Below are 25,090 nucleotides of genomic sequence, written 5' to 3' on the forward strand. Positions count from 1 at the left end.
AAGTCCAGCAATGGAAGATCAAAGCATGAATGTCGAGCCTACAGTACGCGTCGAAGACAAGCTGTACTACAACCGCTATCTTGTCGACGTCGGTCGCCCTCACGTCACGGTGCGCGCGCACACGACGCCGTCGCCACAGCTACTTGCGCTTTTGAGCGCCTGTCCCGCGCGATGCTACGAACTCAACGACAACGGCCAAGTTGAGATAACCGTCGACGGCTGCATTGAGTGCGGCACCTGCCGTGTGATCGCCGAACCCACCGGTGACATCAAGTGGAGTTATCCGCGCGGCGGTTACGGCGTGCTGTTCAAGTTTGGGTGAAGTGCAACAAAGGGCCGCGATGTGATCGCCATGAGACGGGGGATTTCACCGCCTTTGCGGGCATTCTGGCTCATCTGCACTGCAGGTGGATTCGAACGAGGCGCGCAGCCGTGGGGGACGCCCGGCGAGGCACAGCTTGAGGATATTACACCCGCTCTGGACCGGCGAAGGACTGGTTGTGGCACCATTGAGTGGTGCCACAAACGGAGTCGATTCGACGGCGCAAAGGATATTCAGCCCATCGCCGTGGAAGGAGCCGGGCCGGCGGCCTCGATCGCAACCGCCACTGATTGCACAATCGCAGCAAAGCGCACGGCAGTCTGGATCACTCCGGAACTGACGCCCTCAGCCCGCAGCGTCTTCTCGTGAGCGTCGACACAGGCACCGCAGCCGTTTATGGCCGAGACTGCTAGCGACCACAGCTCGAAATCGGACTTATCCACGCCGGGATTGCCGATCACGTTCATGCGCAGCCGTGGCGGCATGGTCTTGTATTCCGGATTGGATACGAGATGAACGAATCGGTAGTAGACGTTGTTCATCGCCATCACAGAGGCTGCAGATTTCGCTGCGGCGATCGCCGCAGGCGTCATCACGGCGGTGGCTGCCGCTTCAATCGCGGTAATCAGGGCTGCATTGCGAGTGGCAATGGCGCTCGCCAGCAGCAGGCCGTATTGTCGCTGCGGCGACAGCGTATCATCGGCCAGCAATGACGCAAGGTTAAGCCTGACGTCCTTGGCGAAATTGGGAATCGTCTCATTCAACTGCTCAATCGACGACATGCCGCCTCACGCAACCTTCAGTGTTTCGCCGCCGACTTCGCGGTTACAGGGACAAAGTTCGTCGGTTTGTAGCGCGTCCAGAACGCGGAGCGTGTCCTTGGGGCTACGCCCGACATTGAGATTGGTCGCATAGATGTGTTGGATTGTGTTCTCGGGATCGACGATAAAGGTGTAGCGATAGGCGACGCCCTCGGGCGAACGCACGCCAAGGCCATCGACTAAGGTCCCTTTTGTGTCGGCAAACTGCCAAATCGGTAAATTGTGCAGGTCTGCATGCGAGCGCCGCCAGGCAAGCTTGCAGAACTCATTGTCAGTCGAACCACCCATTACGACAGCATCGCGATCGGCGAATTCCTTGGATAGCCGGCCGAACTCGGCGATCTCGGTCGGACAGACGAACGTGAAATCTTTGGGATAGAAAAAGATGATCTTCCATTTTTCGGGGAAGCTCGTTTCGGTCAGCGTCTCGAACGCGCTGTGTCCTTCTTCTTCATGCGCCTGAAAGCCGGGCTTCACGCCAGTGATTTCGAACGGCGGCAACTGACTTCCAATTCCGAGCATGCTGACCTCACAAGTTTGCTTTGCGTTTGTGCCATCACTGGTGAAGCAAGCTATATGCCATCCGTTCTCAAGATCGGATTGTCGCAACGAAGCTAACCAGCGGCCCGGGCGCAGGCATCTGATCGTGAGGTCCGATGGCTCTCACATCCGCCTCCATTGCGCCGCGTGGAAACGCGATGCTCGATCGCTTGGAACCGTCGGTGAGCGCGTGCGTATATCACGAGTGGGGTACCGCAGTTAAAAAGTCGCAGCCAGATTCCTCGACCAGCGATTGAACCGCTGGTCGAAACGCTACTTGCCGACCGGGAATGGATCCTCGGCGCTGGCGGCACAGCATCCGGATATCTCACGGTGTGAAACGGCTGCGAAGCTAGGGTTGTTTTTGTAAGCCGTGAAGGAGCGCAACCGGCGATTCCGGAGCCGATCTTGGCATTATTCTCGCAACCGTCATCAAGCTGTCCGGTATCATAGTCCCCAAATAGCTCCAGCTGGGATTGAAAGCGCGGCGTCGCGCCGGGCGCGTGGCGACGTCGCGCCACCATTCCTCTACGGCTTGACGATCGCAAGGGAGCAGCATGCCAACATCACCCGTAAAAGCGCTCCAATCGACAAGGGAATTTCTTGGAACAGCTGTCAGGAGCGGCACACCCCGAGTGATCGCGTCAACAAATTCAGCTCGCAGGCCGCGGCCAACCGCTTCTTGTTTGGCGAATTTGCTGATCACGAGGAGATCGACTTTGTCGCGAAGCGCTTGGGAAACGACAACTGCGGCCTCAGCTAGTCCGTTTGTATCGAGCGTACAGGACGCTGCCCCGCTGCCGAGTAGCTGGGAAATCGAGATCTCTCGCCCTGTCGCAACGTCGACGGCGAACATAACGTGCGTACCGTTTGCATTTCTAAAGTGTCGCTGGACGATGCCGCCGACGCGTACGTTATGCTGCGCGAGATCCTGGACGAAATTGGCAAGCAGCCTATCGGCGTCGTCCTCTGGCTGGTAGACAATCGCCGCCAAAGCTGTCGGATCGATGTTGTCAAAGTTGTCGATCATGGCCGTGATCCGATTTCTGTTCATTTCGGGTGTCGGCGCTCTGCTGTAGAGCATCTCCAAGTGGTGTCGCAGGCGTTATGAGCAACCGCTCGGGAGTTGAGACCGGCAGGGCTCGCGCGACCTCGGCGAATACGTCCATTCCGTTGCTGAGCCCTAGCGCATCAAAGGAGCGGCGTGTGATGCGGGCCAAAAGCGGCACGCCCGAACGGCCAGTTTCGAGCGCTAGAACCAACGTGATCTCCGATTCGTCGAACGGAAGGGAGGCTTTGATGCGTGCCGGAAAGACATTCAGGAACGAGCTCGCGCGTGGAACCTCGCGCACGATGCTGACATCGGCAGCTGCGATGCGCAGCCGTAGCTGCGCACCAGGTCTGAGCGGCGGCCCAGGTATTAGCAGACGCGCGCCTCTGAGGCGGACGATGATGAGTCCATAGCGCCCGTCGTAGCCGCCGACCACAGTATCAACGCAAACCGCCGCTTCGCCACGCGCGGCAAGCACTGGGCCACTCTGAACGACTTGAAGCGGTCCGGCCGCAGTCACCATGCCATCTTTCATCATGACGAGATGATCGGCGAAGCGCTCGATGTCAGCCATGTCATGGCAGATATAGATCATCGGCAACCTGAGCTCTTCACGCATGCGCTCGATAAATGGCAGAATCTCCCGCTTGGCGGCACGGTCGAGCACAATGAGCGGGTCGTCCAGCAAAAGTAGCCGCGGTTGGGCTAGTAGCGCGCTGCCTAGGGCAAGTCGCTGTCGCTCGGCGCCAGAAAGATGTGACGGAGAACAGTCAAGCAGTGACGCCAAGTCGAGCAACTTAACCACACCATCAAAGTCGATCAGTGTCGCCCTCGATTTCGATGCATTGTACAGAAGGGTGCGCTTGACAGACAAATGAGAAAAAAGAATGGGTCGCTGAAATACATATGCGACAGGGCGCAGATGAGGCGGTCGAAACGTCGTCTCGTTCTGCCAAATTTCACCATCAACGCCGCAGAATCCACTCGGTAGAGGCTGGATGCCGGCGATGCAACGCGCGAGTGTGGTCTTGCCGCACCCCGGAGGACCGAAAATCGCCGTGACACCTTTGGCCGGTACGATGAATTGCGCATCCAGCGGGATGCTTGCGGGAGCACCGTTGAAGGCGACTTCGATATAACCCGGCCTTGCTTCTCTCACCTGCCCGCGCCTATGCTGTATCTTTCCATCAAATCATGAGGAGAATGGCCGCAAAGGCGATGATCACCATGCCGCCGACAATCCATTCTGCTTGGCTCCAGCGCGGCGTCTCCACCCCGAGGAAGCCAAAAGGCGCGGGGGCAGCATTGCAGATCGACGGTGTTACGACAGCCGGCATCTTGTGCGTCTCCGTGCCATTGAGGATCGTGGCAATCGAACGCTGCCGGGCGCGCATACCAATCACACACGCAAGGCGGGAATCCAATACCGCGGAATCCTCAGGCGGCTTGGCTGGACGCCGATTGTCCGCTGGCTGAACTGGCAAGGCTTGCGTCGTTTGGCTGTAGAGGTGTCGGCTACCGCCAGAGCTTGATGCCGCCTCGGGGCCAGCAATCGGCTTGAAAGTCGCCAGAGCTTTGGTGACCAATATGAAGTGTGCGCCGGTGCCCTCATTCATGGCTTCCGCAACGTCAGGCGCAAGCAGCATCAAAGCCAGATCGAATAGGATCAACCGGATAAACCTTATTGGGGCCCTGAAGATGGATCGCCACGACTGCTTTCGTCGCGGTAGCTCCTTGCTGCTCACCCAGCAATCTGCGTGCCGGTTCGAAAAAATGGCGCACGGCCCGCTTGGCTCATGTGAAACTCTTATATGTCCCACCCAGCGTGTGGAATGGCCTCATCGTCTCGTCCGGTTTCGGACGTTTGCGTCGCCAATCGGCCACGCAGGACGCATGAGATAGATACCTGAAGATGATGCCGTCGGCTCTGGCGTCGAGAACGATGTTGCAGGCGTCGCTACAATTTGTCGTCCGTCTGATCTGCGCCGACAAAGGGGTGCTCATCGGCTGCATTTGAACCATTTAGCAGGAAGTTTAGTGATATCTTGGAGACATTTCGAAAATCCGCCTTACCCTGAGCTCACCAGCATCACGATCCAGCCCTCGTCCACCCCTAGCGCGATCGCCCTTGCAACCCTCAGACGACGCTCACCCGCGAACTCACGAATGATCTCCTGATCTCATCACCAGCACGCAGGTGGTTTCGTCTGCGAACAATCGCTTGCGCTCGCTGCCTGGACCGCTCTCGCGTCCTAGCGGGCGCATAGGAGAACGCAAGAAGCCATGACTATCGCCCGACTTCGCATTAGCGCTCCGCTGTCACCGTATCGAGTTTGCGAATCGTAGTCCTGGAGACGGACCCGACGACGCCCATTACGGTCGTCTGTACTGATGCCGACTCTGGGTTGATCGTTGGAAGCCCACCAATTGCGGCGGGCTGCCGCGATGGTCAACGAAGTGCCAACGGAGGTGAAGTGATCCGTCTGATCGGCGACACACCAACCGCCTAGCCTCGATAGCCGTTGAGATCGGAGCACGCGATCTGGCGAGGCAGAGCTGCTCGGGTATCTAATGAATTGCGGCTACACCGGCGCTTGTGGCGAAGGAAGCGGCGAGCGTCGCGTTGTTAGGTCGTACGGCACATTCATTTTGAACTCGCTGTACTCGCTGGCGGACTGGCTCGCGAGCAGCGACGCGGGCTTAGAGGCGTTCAGAAAAATCCTCGCGCCTGACGCCGACAAGCGCCAGATTTGCTTCGGGCCGTTCCAAGTGCGCGCGTTAGTTCGTCAGAAACAGCATCGAAAGCCTGCGATATATCCTACGATATCGCCACATGCCATAAGCTCCCAGCGCGTTCATTTCGCCGGCGGTCGGCGGCCAAGGTGTCGAGGATGATCTGCGATGGATTGCCGCGAATGTCTCCACGGCTTATCGCGTGAGTTGTCGTCAGATTGACCCAGCGTCGATCTATAACTCGGCACGGCCCGCATTGTCCGAAGTTCCAGAGGCTACTTATTCGAGCGGTTTGCCAATAGGCGGGACAAATAGCTCCGAACGCAATGGCATTCCTCGACGTCATTCGCCAGAGGTGACCATGCGCAGATGCGTGTTGTACTCGGCCTCAAACGCCCACCTCGTTTCGGAACAATCAGCGAGTCTGCGCGGAGGAAGCCGCAGCGATATACATCAGTTGGCATAGATTCTGCTCAGCATAAGCAGCACTGAAGTAATGCGAGAATGTCGGCGCCGCAGCGTTCGTTGTAAATGGCGCGCGGCGTTTTCTCATGTTGCTGTGTGAGGATTGTTGGAGGCACTTGCGGCTGCTGGCGAGCCGCCAAACCGAATGTTCGTCAGGTACGAGTCCGCCAAGGCTGAGCCGAAGGGGCATGTCGCTTAAAGTGCAGGAAGGCCAGCCGCACCGAAAAGCCGCGCATCAATCGCGAAGTGACCTCGCATCGGGGTCCACGCACTAGGAGGAGAGGTGAATCATAATGTACAGATTGGTTGCCTTGATGCTAGCGCTGTTGGCTCAGCAGGAGTGCAAAGCCGCGCAGGCGAACGCGGCGGAGGATGTCGGGAATGCGCCCCTCGCGCGGTCGGATTACGAGCGTGCACTGACGACCGCAGACCGATATGGCCGGCTTATTGTGAATGTCCCAGACGTGCCGTTTTGGCTGGGCGAGCGCGAGGCGTTCGTCTATCGGCGGACGACCCATGGCAGACACCAGTTTATCCTGGTTGATGCCGAGAAAGGCGTAAAGGAGCCCGCTTTTGATCAAGCTAGACTCGCGGCCGCGCTGAACAGAGCGAGCCACCAGAACTATCAGCCCGAGGATCTTCCCTTCGACCATTTCGAGCTGACCGACAAGGGTGGCAGGATGAGCTTCGACCTCGAGAATACGCGTTGGAGCTGCGAGCTTGCAAGCTATACCTGCACCGCCAATGCAACGCACTCGGGCGCCAATCAGCAGAGCCCCTATGACGACACGCCGCCGGCAGACAACGATCCAAACAAGACAAGCGCATCACCTGATGGCACATGGCTGGCCTACATTCGAAACTACAATCTCTTCCTGCGTAGCCAAGACGGTTTGCAGGACATCCAGTTGACCTGGGACGGAGCTGAGAGTGACTATTATGCTCTCTCGACACTAAGATGGTCTCCAGCCTCAACGCACCTCGCCGTCTACCGGATCCGTCCAGCCCACCAACGGGAAGTCCATTACCTCGAATCGTCGCCGGCGCACGAGCGTCAACCCAGACATTTCACCTTGGTGTATCCAAAACCGGGTGATGCCTTGGCATTGCTCCAGCCCGTGCTGTTTGAAGTCAGCAGCCGACGCGCGGTAACAATCGATAATGCCGCGTTCCAGAATCCTTACGGCCTTTCGGCGATCCAGTGGTGGAAGGACGGGCGGGGCTTCACCTTCGAATACAATCAGCGTGGCCACCAGCTCTATCGCCTGGTGGCGGTCGATGCCGCCACGGGCCAAGCGCGCGCGTTGATTGATGAGGCAAGCAAGACCTTTGTCGATTACCAGCCATTGGTGATGAAGCAGCTGAATAGTGGAAAAACGTTTCGCTATGACGTCGATGATGGAAAGGAGATCATCTGGGCCTCGGAGCGCGATGGTTACGAGCACCTCTATTTGTTCGACGGCCGAACAGGCGAGCTCAAGAACCAGATCACCAAAGGAGATTGGGTGGTCCGTGCGGTGTATTGTGTCGATCCAGTGAAGCGTGAGATTTGGTTTGGCGCCAGCGGAATGAACCCTGATGAGGATCCCTATTTCGTCCATGCCTATCGCATTGGCTTTGATGGAAAAGGACTCACGCCGCTGACGCCCGAGCCAGCCAATCATCACATCGAGTTCTCGCCTAGCGGTCGCTACTATGTCGACCTGTGGTCACGCATCGGCGTTCCGCCTCGCATGGTGCTGTATCGCGCCAGTGATAATGCCGAACTGATGCAGGTTGAGAGCGCGGAGATCTCCGAGCTCATAGCCGCTGGCTGGCAGCCGCCGCTCAGCTTCAACGCCAAGGGACGCGACGGCAAGACGGACATATGGGGCGTTATTCACTTGCCGACCAATTTCGATCAGCGCAAGAGATATCCGGTGGTGGAGCACATCTATGCAGGCCCCACCGGTTCCTTCGTTCCCAAGTCCTTCTCAGCTTCAATCGAGCCGCTCACACAACTCGGCTTTATCGTTGTTCAGATTGATGGAATGGGTACCAACCATCGCTCGCGCGCGTTCCACGACGTTGCCTGGAAAAATCTGAAGGACGCTGGCTTTGCGGACCGGATCCTATGGCACAAGGCGGCGAGTGCGAAGTATTCCTGGTATGATATATCCAACGTCGGCATTTTTGGCGCTTCCGCCGGTGGGCAAAACGCGGTGAGCGCGTTACTTTTCCATCCCGATTTCTATAAGGTCGCGGTCGCGAACAGTGGCTGCTACGACAACCGGCTGGACAAGATCTGGTGGAACGAACAGTGGATGGGGTGGCCCGTCGGCATCGAATATTCGCAATCCTCCGCCATCGACAATGCCGCCAAACTGCAAGGTAGATTGCTTCTCATAGTCGGCGAAATGGACCGCAACGTCGATCCTTCCGCCACGTTCCAGCTTGCCGATCGGCTTATCAAGGCGGGAAAATACTTCGACATGCTGTATGTGCCAGGCGCAGACCACGGAACGCCGGGCAGTTATGCCCAGCTCAAACTCCTGGAGTTCTTGGTCCGTAACATTCTCGAGCAAACAGCGCCAAACTGGAACACGGGCTCGATTGAACTGCCGAAGAGCAAATCAGGCCATGATGGCTGACCATCCATCGAGGATCCAGGCCTCGATGCGTGGGGCGCCACGATCGCGTTCTCGAAATTGAGAAACGCTCGTTGCGATCTACTACGAGGTCTCTCGCACATGCTGTCATGCGTACCTCCATCCTGATCGGCGCACGCAGCTGCTGATGCCTACAACGGCCTCATCAATTCGCCGCAAATCAGGGCGCGAACGCTGCGCGCGGCGGTCGGCTGCGAACCCCGCGACGTCGCGCCCGGTCCTCGCTCCAAATGAGAGTCGAGAAGCCGGGGGCGCTCAGGCAAGCCGGAAGAACTCAGCGCCGAATTCGTTTGATTGTGAGCTCCGGCTCGACACGGTGCTCTTTGACGTCGCTGCGGGAAGCTTGGGTGCCCGCACCTTCCTCCCTTGGCAAGTTTGACGAGCCTGGCTCTGTAAGCCGACAGCCTATTTGCCCTATTGTTCCATAGAGGGCTTTGGCGTTGTGTCGGTGCGCGCGGGTAATATCGGATAATCGATCTTAGGCAACTGCCCGGTAAGTGAATTTAGAAACGCGACGATGTCGTCTGTTTCTCTATCGTTGAGCTTCGCGCCGAGTTGTATTTCACTCATCACGCCAACAGCTTGCTTGAGGCTCCAAACTTGGCCCGAATGGAAGTAGGGAGGACGCAATGCGACATTGCGCAACGGCGCGGAGCGAAAAACATACTCGTCGCTGGGGACCTTGGTGACGGCGAAACGGCCCTTGTCGTCCCTCGGCAGCAGGCTTGCGGTTGGCCGTTCCGTCACGCCGAACGGGAAGTAGTCCTGGCCGCCGACGTTGATACCATTGTGGCATGACGAGCATCCCTTTTCTATGAACAGCTTTAATCCTGCTTTCTGCTGAGTACTGAGAGCATACGCATCGCCCTCGAGGTATTGATCGAAGGGAGCGGCGGGCGTGATCAAGGTCGCCTCGAATGCCTCGATGGCCTTGGCGAAATTGTCAAAGGTAATGGGCGTCGCGTCGTTCGGGAACGCCTTGCTGAACATGACAATATAATCAGTCATTGAATTCAACGTATTAAGAAGGCGAGCAGGCGTTGCATTCATTTCCGCACTGGCCTGGACAGGGCCTACGGCTTGTGCCTTGAGGTCAGCCGCGCGTCCGTCCCAGAACTGTGCCACATTGAAGACCGCGTTATAGACCGTTGGCGCTCGACGTGAACCTAGCTGCCAGCGATGACCAAGCGACCTCGGGCCGGCATCTGCTCCGCCGGTCCCAAGATTGTGACATGTATTGCAGCTGATGACCCCGCTCGCCGATAGCCTCGGATCGAAGAACAGGATCTTGCCGAGTGCAACCTTTTCGTGGGTAATAGGGTTGTTCTTGACCGCAGGAACAATAGAGGGGATCGGCTTGAAAATCTGCCTCGCCGCACTCATCAAATCATCATCGGCGCCTGCCGTTGACGATGCCAGAATCCCAGCGGCCAGAACGCACAGCTTGGCTGCGATGTAAAGCGTTCGTGCCGCTGATTTCCTCATCCCAAGCCTGCCTTTGTCGTAATTCGTGGAAGTCGCGAGCAGGGTGCGGGTCGCAGCTAGCCTGCCTATCATCGAAATGACTCCCAGCGATCAAAGACGAGCGACATCCATTGGGGTACTCATCCAAGTCTGATCCGCTGTTGCTGCGTAGTAGCAACCGCCGTGCCAATGGAGGTCAAGGGGGGCCGTTGATTTGGTCTTGAACAATTGCAGGAATGCCAGCAGTCGGCTCGAACCTTTGGGATCAACCGGCGTTCCACACGCGACGATGGCCATGCTGACGAAGTATATTTCGGCCTACTATCTCAACCGATAGGCAAGCCATAAAGCTGTCGGTTGCGCGATTTTAGACGCGTAGGCTTACAACTAGCAGGCTGTTGAAGAACTCAGCCGCGTTCGCAAACGAAGGCTGAATCGTCGCCGTTGTGGATGTAGAAGTGGCCGACGAGCCTGTCTGCAGTGCCGACCATAGCCCATCCGCGACCGCAGGACGGATCGTTCTCATCGTGCCCTTCCCATGAGAACTCCGCGCACGCCGATCCGTCGCGGGTGCCGTAGCGCACGTCCAGGAACCCCTTGAGAGCCCCAAAGGCGATTTCGCCATCGGACTTGCCCTGGAAGGTGAGATGCGCCTCCTCGACAAGATCGAGGAAGTCGCTATCCCAGACGTCCATCTCGACGATGCGCCAGCGGCCTGCAAAGGCCTTGGCGAGACCGGGCACCTTGGCCATCAGCCGGTCTCCGCGATCAGCTTGGGCAGCCGCACCAGATTGTAGGCGGTGGCAGCGAAGGTAAAGGCCCATGCGACCCGATCACGGCCACGGAAGCGGGTCTTCTCTTGCCCCGCGATCGTCTTGATCCAGCCGAATGCCTCCTCGATCCGCTTGCGGATGCGCTGGCTGACCGCATAGCCGCCGTGCCGGGTTGTTCGCCCGTCAATCGTAGAGCGGCGGCCGCTGGTGTTCTGTGTCACATGCGGCGTCACGTTCATCGAGCGCAGTTCGTTGACGAAGTCTTCCACGTCGTAGGCTTTGTCGGCGCCAAGCGTGATCGCTGTCGGCCGGTCAGCACGAGGCTCGATCATGTGCAGCGCGGCCACCCGCTCGGCATGCCCATCGGCCTGCGTCAGGCAGGCATCGACCAGCAGACCGTGGCGGTTCTCCATCAGCCCGTGCCCGATGAAGCACAGCTTCGTCTCCTTGCCTTTGCCCTTGCGATACAGCCTGGCGTCTGGATCGGTGGTCGAAGCATGGGTGTCATTCGAGCGTTTCTGGCCGTGGAAGTCCGCATCAGCATTGCGGCCGCCTTGCGCCGGCGGCTCGCCGGAGCCGTCCTTCGGCTTGACACTCTTCATCGAGGCCCAGGCCTCGATCAGCGTGCCATCGACCGAGAAGTGATCACTCGACAGCAGCTTCTTCACCCTGGGCTGCGCCAGCACCGCCGCCAGGAACTTCGCCGCGATGTCGCCTTCCAGCAGCCGGTCGCGGTTCTTCGAGAACACCGAATGGTCCCAGGCTGCGTCATCGACGCCGATGCCGACGAACCAGCGGAACAGCAGGTCGTATTCCAGCCGCTCCATCAGAAGCCGCTCCGAGCGGATCGAATAAAACGCCTGCAACAGCATCGCCCGCAGCAGCTTCTCCGGCGGGATCGACGGCCTCCCAATCGGCGAATAGAGCGCGGCAAACTCGCGCTCCAGCTCTGACAGCGCCTCGTTCACAATCCTCCGGATCGCTCGCAGCGGATGATCACGCCGTACCCGTGCCTCCAGGTCGACGTAGCTGAACAACTCGCCCGTTCGATTATCGCCACCGCGCACGCCCCGTCTCCGAATCTCGTCGGAGCCAATGAATCACGCTCGCCGGTTGGCGGCGAGTACCTTTTTCAACAGCCTGCTAGATCGGACGCTGAGCAAAAACGCGGAGCATCGACGCAATTCGTCGCGTCATTTGACGCGACGAAATCGTGTGACCTTGCGAATCCATCAACTATGCGTTGCGTTCCAGCGTGGCCGAGCAGTTATCGGCCGTCGTTGGATAAGGCTTCGTATACGCTGCGTCCAGTGAAGCGTGCAATTGCCGAGGAACTCTCCTTGCGAGCTCCCGCCAAGATATGGATGTGCTGTTTTGCTGCGTATTGACACTTGTTCGACGATCAAAGTGCTTGAATCGACCGTAGCGTCAGGTTGTAGGCAGTGCCAAGCAGGATCTGCCGCCTTTGCAGAAATGTCATGTTGGGGACTACGTCGCGAATGTCACAAGCTTAAACACAATACCTAAATTGGGCTCCGTCCGCTGCAAATGCAGCCAGCCTGCGTTGCGTTTTGATCGTGGCAGCAAGGCCTGACACCCGATGCAACGATGAGTCGGAAGTCCCGCAAATGACGCCGGCCGCTCGTGTCGATGCGGGCGACCTACTTTCCTAAACAGACAATACTTGCGAGGCAAAGAACAATACTGAAGGTTATGCAGCTTAAGAGAGTTCTGTTGAGCCAAAAGCGACGAACGGGTTGGGCTTACCGCGCGCCTCGCCATGCCACCGCCCTTGTTGCGATCGCAGCCACGTGGGTCACGGGATACGCTAGCGCGCGAGAACGAAGATTGGAAGAGATCTTGACGTCTTGCAGACCAGACGTGATGCGATTCTGTGACCGTTTTACGGGGCGTAGCGATATGGACGCGGCCATGTTTTGTCTTAGGGACAATTTCAAAGGCTTGCGTGTCGAATGTCGCCGCGTGATGCCAACCGCGGCGGAGAGAAACGTTGGGCCGAAAAAACGAGGCGTCAACAACGTTCCGATCCTGCATCGAGAGTGAGGCATCGGAGCGGGGGTGTTTCTCCAAAATGCTCGCATTAACTGCCGATCGAGATCCGGAAGGAATCGGTTGATGCCGTTGCGGCGTTCTCAACGAGCGTTTCAGTGGATTCACTTGAACTGATGGGACTGCTTTTGGTTGAGTTCACTGAAGGGCTCAAGACCAGAGGAAATGCGGTCGTCAAGAGCCGTTCAAAGGCGGAAAGCTGCTCAAGCAGACGCTTCTCAACGGCAGCACTCTCCTCGCGAGGCAGTTCCGTCTTAAGCAATCTACGACAGCGCCAGATCTCGTTTCGTACCCATCTGATTTCACTTAATCTATCATCAATCGAAGTCATCACAGATGCAGTTCACTTGGGCATTGAAGGTACAACGCGTACGCGTCAGCACTGCGTAGTCGCTCCGTCGGCATTCATGCCGACGGAGTTGTACCTGTGCGATTCGTCGCCATTGCTTGGCGGATGTGGCGAGCGGTTCGATGTATTCAAGACTGTTATCAACCGATATCACCTTACGCTGGGGGCGTGACCGGAATTTGCTGCGGATTGCTGCGGGTTTTCGGCGCTACGATCGTCCGGGTTGAGGAATTCCTGCGTTCCAGGGGCGATCGATGTTGCCCCCCAGCGGCGTGTGCAGCGTCATTGCACTCTCGCGGTTTCCTTGACTGGTCAGTGTCGTTGGCCGTCGCACCATTACAAGCGTTTCCCAACGAGCATGTCTATGGGTAAGGTGCGCGCGCTCACCAACATCCCGGAAAGGGCATGGCGGCAATGTTTTCTTCCATAGATAAAACGAGCGTTACCGCGATATCCGGGGCGCGCCCCGATAGAACGAAGCGCGGGAGCGAGCGCAGGACCTCACTGGGTGAATGTCACTCGAAATCGTGTCGAACTGAATGGACGCCCCATTGCTAGCCGCTGCGATAGTCGGCTGGGCAACGCCACGCTTCGATACCAATTTAGTAGCTTGAACCCCACGCTGCGTCAGGTTGTAGTCTCGCAAAGACAAACGCAGGCAGGACGGGCGTCGAATGGTTCAGCATGATCGGACAGGGATGGCTTCCTAATTGCCGACATTGTCGCTTGCGGGCCATGGGCAGGACCTTGGGTCCATCGGCGGGGAGGGGGCTGCTGTGCTGGCCGTTGTCAATCGCGCTGCAACAACCGGAGCCGTGATATGTCATGAGGTGATGGAGTGATGCGCGCAGCAGGATGTCTCTGACAACTGCTTTAATCACGTTTCCTCGCTGTGCAGTGAGGGCCCGCCGAGTGAACAGCCGGCCCTCGCAAGAGATGCTTCAACTGCGTAGGCGGTAAACATTCAGCCATAAGCGGTGACTAGTCGCATTGAGCTTGTGGCTGGACAAGGCGCCGCGGTGAAAGCTCGGAAGATCCCATGTCTACTCAAGCCAATCTGACGACGGCGCTAAGCGAGATCGATTGTGCTCGCGACATCGTTGAATTCTCAACTGTGGTGGTTGCGCGCGACAAGCAGCTGCGCAAGGCGGACCATCCGGTCTTTCTGCAAAAGGCTGCGCTTGAGTTTCAGTCTAGATTCCTGCCGAATTTCGAGGAAAGCATCCGTGCCGGGAGATCGTGGGGATATGCCACGACATGCAATGCGGTGAGCCGGAAGGCCGGAGGTCAGGTCGGCCGGGACGTTTGCGAAAGAATAGCTTCTCGCGTGTCGCTGCTTGACCATGCGCTGATTGGAAAAATCGGGATAAGAGCCCTTTCCATATTCGCCGCATCATTCGGTCGGCATTCCAACAGAGCAGAATGTCGCAAAGGGGCGATCAGAATAGCGAAGTTTTGTCGCGAGGAAAGCAGGCCGCTTCAAGAGTTGAACAATCTGAGCCTGGCGGCGCTGATAAACGGCTTCAGCAAATGGCCGGAAGAAGCAGACTTTCGCCAGGCGGCGGTTGCAATTGCGGGCGATGTCATTCGGCGCGCAGGCCGCCATCACCAACTCTCCGACTTTACACAGCAAGGATTGGTGAGCCTGGTCAACGGATTCAGCAAGTGGCCGGATGAGGCGGCTTCGCGCCAAGCAGCAGCCACGCTTGCACTCGAAATTCTGCATCGTTCCGGCAGGCTCTGCGAGTTTCCTCAGCAGGGATTGGCCATCCTGGTGAACGGTTTCAGCAAGTGGCCGGAAGAGCTGGCGTGTGGTCAAGTCACGATTGCGATCGCAGGCGAAGTTCTTCGTCGGGTCGCCCGGTTTCATGAGTTTGGCGAGCAGGATCTGGCAAATTTGGTGAATGGCTTTAGTAAATGGCCGGATGAGGCAGTCTCTCGTCAAGCCACAATCGCGATCGCAAGTGAGCTCCTGCACCGTGCTGACCAACTTCCTCACTATAGCCAACAAGGACTGGCAAACTTGGTGAACGGGTTTTGCAAATGGCCTGAAGATGCGACCTGTCGTAAAGCTGCAATTGCGATCGCTGGTGAGGTACTTTGGCGTGCTGTCCAGCTCCCCGATCTTACCCAACAGGGCCTGGCGAACCTGGTGAACGGCTTCAGCAAGTGGCCGGAAGAGCCGGCGTTTCGCCGAGCAGCCGTCGCACTCGCTCGTGAGGTTCTGCGCCGCGCCACTCAGCTCTACGATTTTTCACAGCAGGGGCTCGCGAACCTAGTGAACGGCTTCAGCAATTGGCCGGAGGAGCTGCCGTGTGGTCAAGTGACCGTTGTGCTCGCGGACGAGGTCCTTCGCCGTGCCGGCCGCAGGACGGGACTCTCAGACTTCACTGCCCAGGATCTCAGGGGCCTGGTGATCGGTTTCAATAGATGGCCGCTGCAGAGCGCCGCTCGCCAAGCCACGATCGCGATCGTCAATGAGGTCCTAGGCCGCGGTATCCGGTTCTTTGACTTTACCAAACCGGAATCGGAGAGTCTGATGGATGGCTTCAATAGGTGGCCGCAAGGCGAAGCAGGGCATGAGGCGATAGCGAAGATCATCGAGGAGCTGCAACTGATACAAAGTGAAGCCACTCAGCTCCGGTCAGGGGAGAAGTGGTCCCACCAAACAAGGCAATCGGCCAAAGAAGCCTCTTCCTAGCGGTGTTCATGCGTAGTATGCGGCGAGGTCACAACACGACAATCCCACGCAGCGACCCTCTTGGGATGCAGTCGGAGGCGTGCACAGCCACAGAATTGAGTAAACAATCGGAAGGACGTAGTTGTTGATCCAGGCTGAGAAGGATGTCGTCGAGCAGATGCTCTCATCATTGGCGATCAGCTTGTTGCAGAATCGTGTTGCGCCCTCCTACGAACAGGTGATGCATCATTTCGGATTAGCCTGCGAAAGAGCGGGGCTGATCGCGACGGAAGAGGTGGCAGTTCGGATATTGAAGCGCGTTTCAAGCGAAATCAACGAGGCGCAGTCGGTGCTCGAGTTTATCGGACGCGGGGCGGATCTAATGCATTGATCTCGAAGTTAAGAAACTTCCATCGAATCAGTGTCAGATGCAGCCGGGCGCGCGTTGTTCGACTGAGAAAGCGCCCCGGCAAGGGCCGAGTCGTCCGCTTTTGCTGGCCGAAACCTGCGGCAGTCTGAACCGATCTGGCAAGATCGATCCTTGCCGCCGATGTCAGAATAGGTGGGGACTCGCCATCTAGGAGGTTATCAGCCAGCCTTTGCCGATTGCGCCGGGGCGTACCGCCTCGCAGTGAAGCGTGAGCGGTGCTACATGGGATCGCGGGCTTTCAAGCTAGCGTCCCAACGTGGCCATCTGAATGAGCAGGGGGCGGTTTGTTGCCTCGGGAGTAGGAGCCGCAACTCGCCGGCTATCAGCGCCGCGCCGCCGAGGCGCCGTAAACAGCGAGCATTTTGCCAAGCTTAAAACTCGGTTGATCCTCGTCTGCTTTTCGTCGGTCCGCTATCTACGCCTAAGCTTCGGGAGAGGCTGATGGCCAGCCGTCCGCCCATTGTTCGTCGCTCTGAAGCCCGTCAGCTTATCGACAGCTACGTCTCGTAGCAGGAACATCTTTACTGGCTGGTCCGGCTTGACGTTCTCAGATCTGGCAAGAGAATTGGATGGTATCCATCAAGGGATTTACCGCCGAGGCTTTGGCTGTGCTGCGGTGAGCTGCAGTTGCTCGCCTGCAGGCCGGCAGGTGTGCGCGCCAGCCGTGGGCGGTGATTGCGCCGTATGACCGCCAGCTTTGTCATCAGCCGATCAGCGCGCCAACCCTGGTGAGGCTGACGGCTTAAAGGTGCGGCTGCGGACGCGCTTGGTTTGGATACGGAGAGACGGCGATGAATACAGAGCAGCTTGGCTCAGGCACTCCTTCGGGAACTTCCGATTCGGAAACCTCCGAGCCGGCATCTCCGGCTGCCACGCAGTGGGGCGAAGCCCTGACGGATGCGCTGGCGTCCGCTGGCGAGGCGTCCAGCTCGCAGCTCGAGGTCTTGTCGACCTGGGCCGCCGAAGGCGGGCAGGGGCAACACGAGGACCGTCGAGAAGCGGTAAGTCGTACGAGGGCTTGGCAGGACAGAGGCGATGTTAATGAGGCCCTAGATTTGTCGTCCCTGTCCCTGACCGGCTTGCCTGCGTCGACCCTGGCCGGGCTGCGTCGCCTGAATGTCGACGACAATCAGCTGAACAGCCTTCCTGGGAACCTTCCGGTCAGTCTCCAGTGGCTCTCTGCCAGCAATAATCGGCTGACCGGCCTGCCCGAGCTTCCAAATGGCCTGCTGCAGCTCGATGTCATCAGCAACGGGCTCACCAACCTGCCCGCACAGCTACCGCCCGGGTTGCTGCGGCTGAGGGTCGATAACAATCAGCTAACCAGTCTGCCTGATCGCCTTCCGGCGACGCTTGAGGAACTGGACGCCAGCGGCAACCGCTTGACCAATCTGCCCGACCTTCCATCCCGGCTCCAGCGCCTCAACGTCGACCACAATCAGCTGACGGACTTGCCCGAGCCTCTTCCGGGCGGGCTCCAATGGCTCAGCGCTAGCCACAACGAACTGACCAGTCTGCCCGAAACGGCGCTTCCCGACCTAATTTGGCTCGGCGCCAGCAACAACCAGCTGACCAGCGTACCCGAGACCCTGCTGACACAGCTAAGCGGTTATTCTAGCGTTAATCTGGAGAATAATCCGCTCCCCGATTTGGTGCAGGCTGGCCTGACGGCAACGATACATGCAGCGGGCTATGCAGGCCCGCAGGTCTTTTTATCGACGGCCGAAGGCGCGCTGGAAGTCCAGCCGCGCTCGCTGCAAGAGGTTGTGGCGCACTGGCTCGAGGCCGAGCCGTCGGTAATGGCCACTTGGCAGCGCTTCGCCCAAGAACCGGGTGCGCAAGACTATGCACGCTTCCTCGACCGGCTCGGGGGTACCGTGAACTATGGCAACGAAGCGTTCCGGCAGGCGGTCGTCGAGGATCTGCGGCAAGCAGCCGTCAGGCCGCGTTTGCGTGAACAGTTTTTCCAACTGGCCTCGGGAGCGAGCGAGCGCTGCGAAGATCGGGTTACCTTGACCTGGAACGGCATGCAGAGCGCACGGCTGAACGCTGACGTTGAAGACGGCGTCTATGACGGCCGGTTAACCGAGCTGCTCCAGCAGGGCCGGGTCCTGTTTCGTCTGGAGGCGCTGGACAGGATCGCACGCGAGACGGTCAATTCCCTTCGTCGTGCCGATCCTGACGCCGACGTCGACGAGATCGAGGTCTACCTTGCCTACCAGACCCAGCTGCGCAACCCGCTGCAGCTGCTGCACATCGCTCCGGATATGCGCTTCTTGAATGTCTCTAACGTGACCGAGGACGATATTGTCAGAGCCGAGGCGTCGGTGCGCAATCAGGAGGCAGCGGAATTTCCGGACTACCTGGCAACGCGCTGGCACCCATGGGAAAGCGTGTTGAGGCGCATCGCACCCGAAGACCATGTTGCAATGGAGAGGCGGCTCGTCGACGCGATGGGCGATGAATTCCAAGCCCGCTTGGATCGGCGACTGGCCGAGAATGGTCTGACGGGCGATGCCGATGCAGAGCGAGTGCTTGGCGCCCAGATTCGCAAAGAGATCGCCCTCGAGATCAAAGGCCCGGTCATGCATCAGGTCCTCGAGAGATTCGGACTTGAGCTTTGAAGCGCCCTCGAGCGGGAGCCGTCGATCCGGCCAGCTGCGCGCAATCTCAGGCGGCTATCGATCCTTATCGAGGAACGAATGGAGAAGTTTCGTCGAGCGAATGAGTTGCCGGCAGGTCTCGGTCGCTAGGTTGTGCGGACGATCAAGAGAAATCGTTCTATCGACTACTCGACCAGGCGAGCACTCTGTCGAATATCACTCGTTCATCTCTGATAGCGAAATGGATAGTGAACCGGTCCCACAGTCGCCCTTGTGCCTCGTAGGCTCTCGATATTCGTTGCGCGAGATCGATAGGACCCTCGCTGCATCACGCTCGACTCCAAATCACGAAGCATGGTGTAGTTTCGCCGGATCCACTGATGCAGTTCGGTGGTCCAGTCCTTTTCGTCGCGCAGATACCCGGTGAAGGAAAAACTCAGCCGATCGATATATCTCTTTAGAAACAACGGGAGCGCGGAAATCCGGAGCACTCGCTCACAATCCATCGCGTCAGGTAGTCCTTCGCGCAGCACGAATTCATTGTGGACGGTGACCAGCGCCGCCGGTGGAATCTGCCGCCGCAGCATTTGATAACCACGGAAGGAATGGCGGTCAGCGCCCGCGACGAAGAGGATGACAGGCGCGACACAGCAGCGTGCTGTTTCCTTGATGAAGCCGATCTCCTCGCACATCTTGAAGAACTCGTCGAAGGCGTGGAAGCCGAGGTCGATCACCTTGGCTACCCGATCGTGTATGATCAGTGGGTCCATCAGTTGCATCTTACCGTAAGTGTCAATTACATCTGCGGTCTCCGTGATGTTGGGGAGATAATCGAGCAATGACGGTTCCTTGAGATTTACATCGAAGGAGAGCGCCGTACCATTTTTCAGCAGCAAGTACTCGCTCACGAGGCGAGCGACGAGAGTTTTGCCGACCTGCGGGCTAGGAGAGCAGATGATGTAGATAGGAGTCGCTAACATAGCCAGCAGATCAATCTCACTTCGTCCCTGGGCTCAACCCGTCGCTCGCCGATAATGCGACTACTTATCGTCGCTCCGAGTCGCTGACTTGGCGCCGGCCAATTCCGTCAAGTTGATGCGATCAAACTCGCTCCAGACATTTGCCAGCCAGTGCCGTACATAGCCGCGCAGAACGAAGGAATTGTTCGCCGGCTCATCGTTCCGGCCCTTGTTTGCGACAAAATCGACGAATGGGACAGAAGCGACTTCGACCTGCTCGTAGGCCATCTCGTTGAGCTTCGGGATGGTCAACTCGGTCGCATGCTTGATGCGGTGAAAATAAGAATTATAGGTCGACTGGTCCCACTGGAAGAATTGAGTATCGTTGATGAAGTTCTTCACCAGATAGTACTTTGCGCCGGCCATGTAGGTCGCGGTCTCGGCGATCTCGTCCAGCGAAGCGATGGATGATCCCAGAATATGGAATACGGCAAAAGTGATCTGGCCGGATCGCGCCGAATCCAAAAAGCCGATGTCGCGCAAGGAGGCCAGTGCTGTGGATAGTAAGCCGGCGCGAGCATCGATAACGGTGACGGATAGCCCTGAGTTCAGGGTATCGAAGATCTTCATCTGGTCCGCCGTCGTCGCCATATCGACGATCTCGGTGATTGCGGGATAGAATCGCTTCAACGTTCCCCGCGGCGACTCCGTGTCGAATGCGCGTGTTTGCACGTTATTGACGTTGAAGTAGTCCAGAAGCGTTCGTGATACGGTCGTCTTGCCGACGCCTCCTTTGTCCGCGCCCACCACAATCACAACCGGCTTCACCATGGAATTCTCCTGAGACACTCGCTATTGCCGCGCGCGACGTGCGCAATCGGCGTGTCTTTGCTTTGGATGCGAACATGGCAGAAAGAAGGGGCTATTGAATCTTCGACGCGGGTGCGGCCCGATTGATGAGGTTTTCCAGTGCCGAGCCATCGGAGCTCTTTGATTGCGACGACGATGCAATTCGATGACAATAACTAATCTCTCGTGATCGCGTTTCACGTGAGGTTTGTGGTGAGCTGAAAGGACAAATTATTCGAGCAGTCGACCATGCGCGCTGATGATCGCGATCACCATCATGCTAATTCAATTTGATCGTTGATCAGCGCAAACAATTCGAGAGTCTCACGTACGTCAGGAAAGTTGGGCTTTGGCGTGGGCATGACCGGGGTGTTCCGCCCCGGTGCTTAAGACGCTTTCGGCGCGTTGGGTCGCACGGCCGTGCTGATCCGGTTGATCGTCAGACATCTAACTCGACAATCATGGCGGCCGTCTCATCCGGCAGGCAACGTGACGAGCGAACACAACAAGAAAACTATCGAGCAGCGGCCTGTTTAAAGCCTCGTTGCACATTCGAATGTCAGAGCGCCGAGCTGAGAGCTCGGCCCGGGACCTCGGCTCTGTGGACCTGTTCGACGGCGGGAAGCGGTATCCGACGGGCCCTTCTGCAGTTGCTTGATCGGCGAGCCTGATGACCATCTCAATTAGGGATCTTCACTTTGGGCATGAGCGTCACCGACCATCCCCCATACTTGCATCTAGCGACACGGAGGTTGGTCGCTCGGAGAGTCGCCCGTTCCGCGACATGTCGAAAGCGATAATTTTCTCGTGCATATAATCAGGTCCGCCACAATGCGGCCGATCAGGTGGCATCCCAGGCGGCGCCGTCGAGGGAACCCGCCGTTATTGTGGGGCTGCCGCTGCCACGATGGGCCGCTGCTGATCATCGTCACAGGTATTCAGGATCGGGCCGCGTGACACCACAGAACATAACGCCAGTTCGCCAGGGTCGCAGTAACTGAGCACACCTGTAAAGCGCAAGGCAGCTAAAAGCACATATTTGCTAGCAAATCGGGTAAGGAGCGGAAACAAGAAGCGTCGACTTCATAGCTCCTGCTTCTCTGCCCCGGAGTCCGCCGACAGGAGCAAACTCTAGCTCTGCGAAGGCCCCAGGGCCAAGAATTCCGCTTGGGCCAGCAGTGAGAGATTAGCAACGATCGGCAAGCGGTTAATGTGTGATTACGCCGCTAGTGCGAGAATTTGAGCGCAATTTTTTTGCTCCGCCGCAGCAAACTGCCGGTTCTTTACCGGAGGACGTGGAGAGCGAGTCTCGTGCCTGCGGCGCTGAGGTTGCCTGAGAGTTAATTGGGTTTCCTCGGTAAAGCGGGTGATGGTGTGGCGCCTAGCTGCTCGGCGTGTGACGGGGTCGTCGTGGCGGAGGGAACAGGTGCCGACTCGGCCGCGACCGGTGGGGAGCGGCCGACGATAACGGTGAGCAGACCCTGGCCCCACAGCCGCTGCGCGACCTTCCTGGCGTCTTCCAACGTCACCGCATCGACGATGGTATTGTAGTTTTCGATATAGTCGATAGGTAGCTTGTCAAGCTGATGCTGCAGCAGCGTTCGCGCTAGCTTTGATGAAGAATTGAGAGCCAGCATCTTCGAGCCCTTCAGGTAAGATTTTGCATCGTCGAGTTCTTGTCGGGTCGGGCCCTCGTCGGCGATACGGCGGACCTGCTTCTCAATCTCTTCAAGCGTCTCGCCGGCACGATTGGCGCGGGTGCCGCTGTTGCCTACGAACACGGCGGAATGATTCATCCAGACCAGCTGCTGACGGACGGAATAGGCCAGCCCGCGCTTTTCGCGAACTTCGCGAAACAGCCGTGACGACAGACCGTCGCCGCCGAGAACGTGGTTGACGATATTGGCGGCCATGAAATCGGGCTTACTGCGGCGGACGCCGGGACCACCGAAAGTCACAGCCGTCTGGGCCACATCGAGCGGAATGAAGACGCGCTGCGGCGGCTTTGCTGCGACGACGTCGCGAATCGGCACCGAGTCCGCCTTGGCCGGCAGGCCGCCAAACGCCTTGTCGAGCAGTCCGCAGAGGACGTCTGGCTGAATGTCACCGACCACAGCGATCTTGAGGGTGTCTTTTGCGATCACGCGCCGGACATAGCCCTTGAGATCGGTGACGCCAATCTTCGGGACGCTCTCGAGCGTGCCTCCGGCTGGCCGAGCATAGGGATGATCGTTAAAGGCGACTTCGAGGAACTTGCGATTGGCGAGCGATGAAGGATTGTTTGAATCATTCCTAAGATTCGCGAGCAGGCTGGCACGGATCCGTTCGACATCGGCCGCGTCGAAACGGGGTAAGGTTAGTGCCATCCGTAAAAGGTCGAAGGCCTCATCCGCGTTTTCCTCGAGCGTGCGTAAGGCACCGCGGAACTGATCGCGCGTCGATCCAAAACTCAGCTCAATGGCGCGACGGTCGAGCCGCTCGTGAAAGCTCTTGGAGTCGAGATCGCCGGAGCCTTCATCGAGCAAGTCAGCGACCATGTGGCCGACGCCGGCTTTGTCGGCGGGGTCCTGTGTCGCGCCGCCGTTGAAAGCGAATTCCATCGCAATAAACGGGACAGTTGCGTCTTTGACGAACCAGGCTTCTACCCCACAGGGCGAGACCAGGCGCTGGATCTTGGCCGCGGCAACGCTCTTGGCGGCGCCGAGCGAATCTGGCGAAACAAGCATTCCAATTGACAATGAAGCTCCGCCGATGAGGACGGAACGCCGTGTAAAGGAACAGGTCATGATCGTTTCTCCGTGTGCTTTGACGTCGCTTTGGTGAGATAGCCGGTCACCGAGCGCTTCTTGTCGAGCCATTTGCGCGAGGCCTCGAGTACCTGCTCCGCCCGTACGGCGCGGATGCTGTCCGACCAGCCTCGGACGTCGTCGATGCTCAATCCGGTCGTCAGTCCGCCGCCATACCAGGTCGCGAGCTCTTCCAAGTTGTCGTGGGCATAGATTGCTTGCGCGATCAGCTGTGTCTTGACCCGCTCGAAATCCTCTGCCTGCGGGGAATTGTGCGCAATATCGGCGACCGTCTCGTCAATGGCGCAGTCGAGCTGCCCGAGCTCGACGCCCGGTTTCGGCGTGGCAGAAATCTCGAATTGCGAGAGATCGATCGCAGTAGCGCTGTAGCGCGTCCAGGCGCTGATCGCGAGCCGCCTGTCGATTACCAGCGCGCGATAGAGATATGAGTTGATGCCACCACCCATCAATTTGCAGAGCACCTCAAGCGCTGGACTCTCCCCGGCGGTCGCGGTGCGAGCCGAGGGTACGAGATAGAGACGGCGCAAGGCTGGCTGCTCGACGCGGGGATCTGCCAACGTCACGGTGCGCGGCGCGGCCGGCGTTGGCTCCTGCGGTCGCAGGCGTTCCGCAGGAATCGATGGCTGCGGGGGAATGCCGCCAAAATTCCTTTCCACCATCGGGCGGACCTCGCTGACCTTGACGTCACCCGCGATGATCAGGATGGCGTTGTTCGGCGCGTAGAAACGCTTGTAGAAAGCGAGCGCGTCTTCGCGGTCGAGATTTTCGATCTCCTGCCGCCAGCCGATCACAGGGTGACCGTAGGGATGGTTGAGGTAGAGCGCCGCCATCATCTGCTCGACAAGCCGCGCATCCGGCCTGTTGGCGACGCGCATATTATATTCCTCCAGCACGACGTCGCGCTCTGACAATACGTCCCGGTCCTTGAGAATAAGACCGGTCATGCGGTCGGCTTCAAATTCCATCATCTTGCCGAGCTGTTCGCGCGGCACGTGCTGGAAATAACTGGTATAGTCCCTTCCCGTGAAGGCGTTCTGATTGCCGCCGACGCGCAGCACGGTCTGGGAGAATTCGTCCGCCTGATGTTTGGTTGTGCCCTTGAACATCAGGTGTTCAAGGAAATGCGCTAGCCCCGATTTGCCCGCCGGCTCATCGGCGGAGCCAACCTTATACCAGATCATCTGAGTCACAACGGGTGCGCGATGATCCGGAATCATCACCACTTGCAGGCCGTTTGGAAGCATGAGGGTAGCCGGTCGATCCGATCTGGCCTTGTCCTCAGCAAAGATGCTCTCCTCCGCAGAAGAGTATAGGTTACGATTGGTGCTATCAGCCGTCCTGTGCTCGACCGCCGGGGAGGTGGGTGTCACTGAATCGATAGCGCCAGTAGCGATGCTCGACGCCATGGCGTTGACGGTACTCCGGTTCTTCATGGCCTTGCCTTCGCTCCATAGAGATCCATGTTTTGTGGCAGATAGACCGACAAAACAGGAGGCTGTACACGGTTTGGCAAGGAGCAAAGGTCG

At 58.2% G+C, this 25,090-nt stretch carries 18 protein-coding genes; 6 read left to right on the plus strand and 12 right to left on the minus strand.

Annotated features, from left to right (window positions below; all coding sequences use genetic code 11):
• Window positions 1-25 precede the first annotated feature (25 nt).
• Entirely contained in the window at window positions 26-322 is a 297-nt protein-coding gene (locus ACE10X_RS09305) for a ferredoxin family protein (protein ID WP_016848188.1), read from the plus strand.
• A 233-nt stretch (window positions 323-555) separates the two neighbouring features.
• Here the strand turns inward: ACE10X_RS09305 and ACE10X_RS09310 are convergent, their stop codons facing one another.
• The 5 genes from ACE10X_RS09310 to ACE10X_RS09330 all read right to left on the minus strand — a co-directional run bounded on the left by ACE10X_RS09310 (window position 556) and on the right by ACE10X_RS09330 (window position 4,404).
• Window positions 556-1,104, minus strand: a complete 549-nt coding sequence (locus tag ACE10X_RS09310) for a carboxymuconolactone decarboxylase family protein (RefSeq protein ID WP_016848189.1) — start codon at window positions 1,102-1,104, stop codon at window positions 556-558.
• Window positions 1,105-1,110: 6 nt separating this feature from the next.
• On the minus strand, window positions 1,111-1,665 hold the full coding sequence (locus tag ACE10X_RS09315; protein WP_026192308.1) for a peroxiredoxin: 555 nt from the start codon (window positions 1,663-1,665) through the stop codon (window positions 1,111-1,113).
• A 370-nt stretch (window positions 1,666-2,035) separates the two neighbouring features.
• Entirely contained in the window at window positions 2,036-2,713 is a 678-nt protein-coding gene (locus tag ACE10X_RS09320; RefSeq protein ID WP_063607112.1) for a DUF2478 domain-containing protein, read from the minus strand.
• Window positions 2,697-3,893, minus strand: coding sequence for a molybdenum ABC transporter ATP-binding protein (gene modC / locus ACE10X_RS09325; RefSeq protein ID WP_080583487.1), 1,197 nt, complete (start codon window positions 3,891-3,893; stop codon window positions 2,697-2,699). Before modC ends, ACE10X_RS09320 begins: the two co-directional genes overlap by 17 nt.
• 28 nt (window positions 3,894-3,921) lie before the next feature.
• Window positions 3,922-4,404 (minus strand): hypothetical protein, encoded by a 483-nt coding sequence (locus ACE10X_RS09330; protein ID WP_244435924.1) that lies wholly within the window; start codon window positions 4,402-4,404, stop codon window positions 3,922-3,924.
• Between the two features lie 1,821 nt (window positions 4,405-6,225).
• On the opposite strand from ACE10X_RS09330, the gene ACE10X_RS09335 reads away from it, so the two are divergent.
• On the plus strand, window positions 6,226-8,562 hold the full coding sequence (locus ACE10X_RS09335; protein ID WP_038386971.1) for a S9 family peptidase: 2,337 nt from the start codon (window positions 6,226-6,228) through the stop codon (window positions 8,560-8,562).
• Window positions 8,563-8,994: 432 nt separating this feature from the next.
• Here the strand turns inward: ACE10X_RS09335 and ACE10X_RS09340 are convergent, their stop codons facing one another.
• The 3 genes from ACE10X_RS09340 to ACE10X_RS09350 form a co-directional block, all read right to left on the minus strand.
• Complete coding sequence (locus ACE10X_RS09340) at window positions 8,995-10,137, minus strand: cytochrome-c peroxidase (protein WP_016848196.1); 1,143 nt, start codon at window positions 10,135-10,137, stop codon at window positions 8,995-8,997.
• Window positions 10,138-10,451: 314 nt separating this feature from the next.
• Window positions 10,452-10,796 (minus strand): hypothetical protein, encoded by a 345-nt coding sequence (locus ACE10X_RS09345; RefSeq protein WP_016848197.1) that lies wholly within the window; start codon window positions 10,794-10,796, stop codon window positions 10,452-10,454.
• Entirely contained in the window at window positions 10,796-11,884 is a 1,089-nt protein-coding gene (locus ACE10X_RS09350; RefSeq protein WP_026192311.1) for an IS5 family transposase, read from the minus strand. Before ACE10X_RS09350 ends, ACE10X_RS09345 begins: the two co-directional genes overlap by 1 nt.
• Window positions 11,885-12,985: 1,101 nt before the next feature.
• Here ACE10X_RS09350 and ACE10X_RS09355 point away from each other — a divergent pair.
• From ACE10X_RS09355 to ACE10X_RS09370, 4 genes are all read left to right on the plus strand, one after another.
• Window positions 12,986-13,408, plus strand: coding sequence for a hypothetical protein (locus ACE10X_RS09355; protein ID WP_155258682.1), 423 nt, complete (start codon window positions 12,986-12,988; stop codon window positions 13,406-13,408).
• A gap of 867 nt (window positions 13,409-14,275) precedes the next feature.
• Entirely contained in the window at window positions 14,276-15,937 is a 1,662-nt protein-coding gene (locus ACE10X_RS09360; RefSeq protein ID WP_018269934.1) for a hypothetical protein, read from the plus strand.
• Window positions 15,938-16,061: 124 nt separating this feature from the next.
• Window positions 16,062-16,307: a hypothetical protein gene (locus ACE10X_RS09365; protein ID WP_225161260.1), complete on the plus strand. Its 246-nt coding sequence runs from the start codon at window positions 16,062-16,064 to the stop codon at window positions 16,305-16,307.
• Window positions 16,308-17,137: 830 nt separating this feature from the next.
• Window positions 17,138-18,970 carry an NEL-type E3 ubiquitin ligase domain-containing protein gene (locus tag ACE10X_RS09370; RefSeq protein ID WP_016848203.1) on the plus strand — a complete coding sequence of 611 codons (1,833 nt, stop codon included), beginning with the start codon at window positions 17,138-17,140 and terminating at the stop codon, window positions 18,968-18,970.
• A 203-nt stretch (window positions 18,971-19,173) separates the two neighbouring features.
• Here ACE10X_RS09370 and ACE10X_RS09375 read toward each other — a convergent pair whose 3' ends face one another.
• The 4 genes from ACE10X_RS09375 to ACE10X_RS09390 form a co-directional block, all read right to left on the minus strand.
• Window positions 19,174-19,929, minus strand: coding sequence for a hypothetical protein (locus tag ACE10X_RS09375; protein ID WP_018269935.1), 756 nt, complete (start codon window positions 19,927-19,929; stop codon window positions 19,174-19,176).
• A gap of 60 nt (window positions 19,930-19,989) precedes the next feature.
• Entirely contained in the window at window positions 19,990-20,739 is a 750-nt protein-coding gene (locus ACE10X_RS09380; RefSeq protein WP_018269936.1) for a hypothetical protein, read from the minus strand.
• Between the two features lie 1,358 nt (window positions 20,740-22,097).
• Window positions 22,098-23,543, minus strand: a complete 1,446-nt coding sequence (locus ACE10X_RS09385; protein WP_050994307.1) for a pitrilysin family protein — start codon at window positions 23,541-23,543, stop codon at window positions 22,098-22,100.
• Window positions 23,540-24,808, minus strand: a complete 1,269-nt coding sequence (locus tag ACE10X_RS09390; protein WP_018269939.1) for a pitrilysin family protein — start codon at window positions 24,806-24,808, stop codon at window positions 23,540-23,542. Before ACE10X_RS09390 ends, ACE10X_RS09385 begins: the two co-directional genes overlap by 4 nt.
• Between the last annotated feature and the right edge of the window lie 282 nt (window positions 24,809-25,090).

It is taken from the genome of Bradyrhizobium sp. Pha-3, assembly GCF_042258325.1.
Classification (GTDB): Bacteria; Pseudomonadota; Alphaproteobacteria; order Rhizobiales; family Xanthobacteraceae; genus Bradyrhizobium; species Bradyrhizobium elkanii.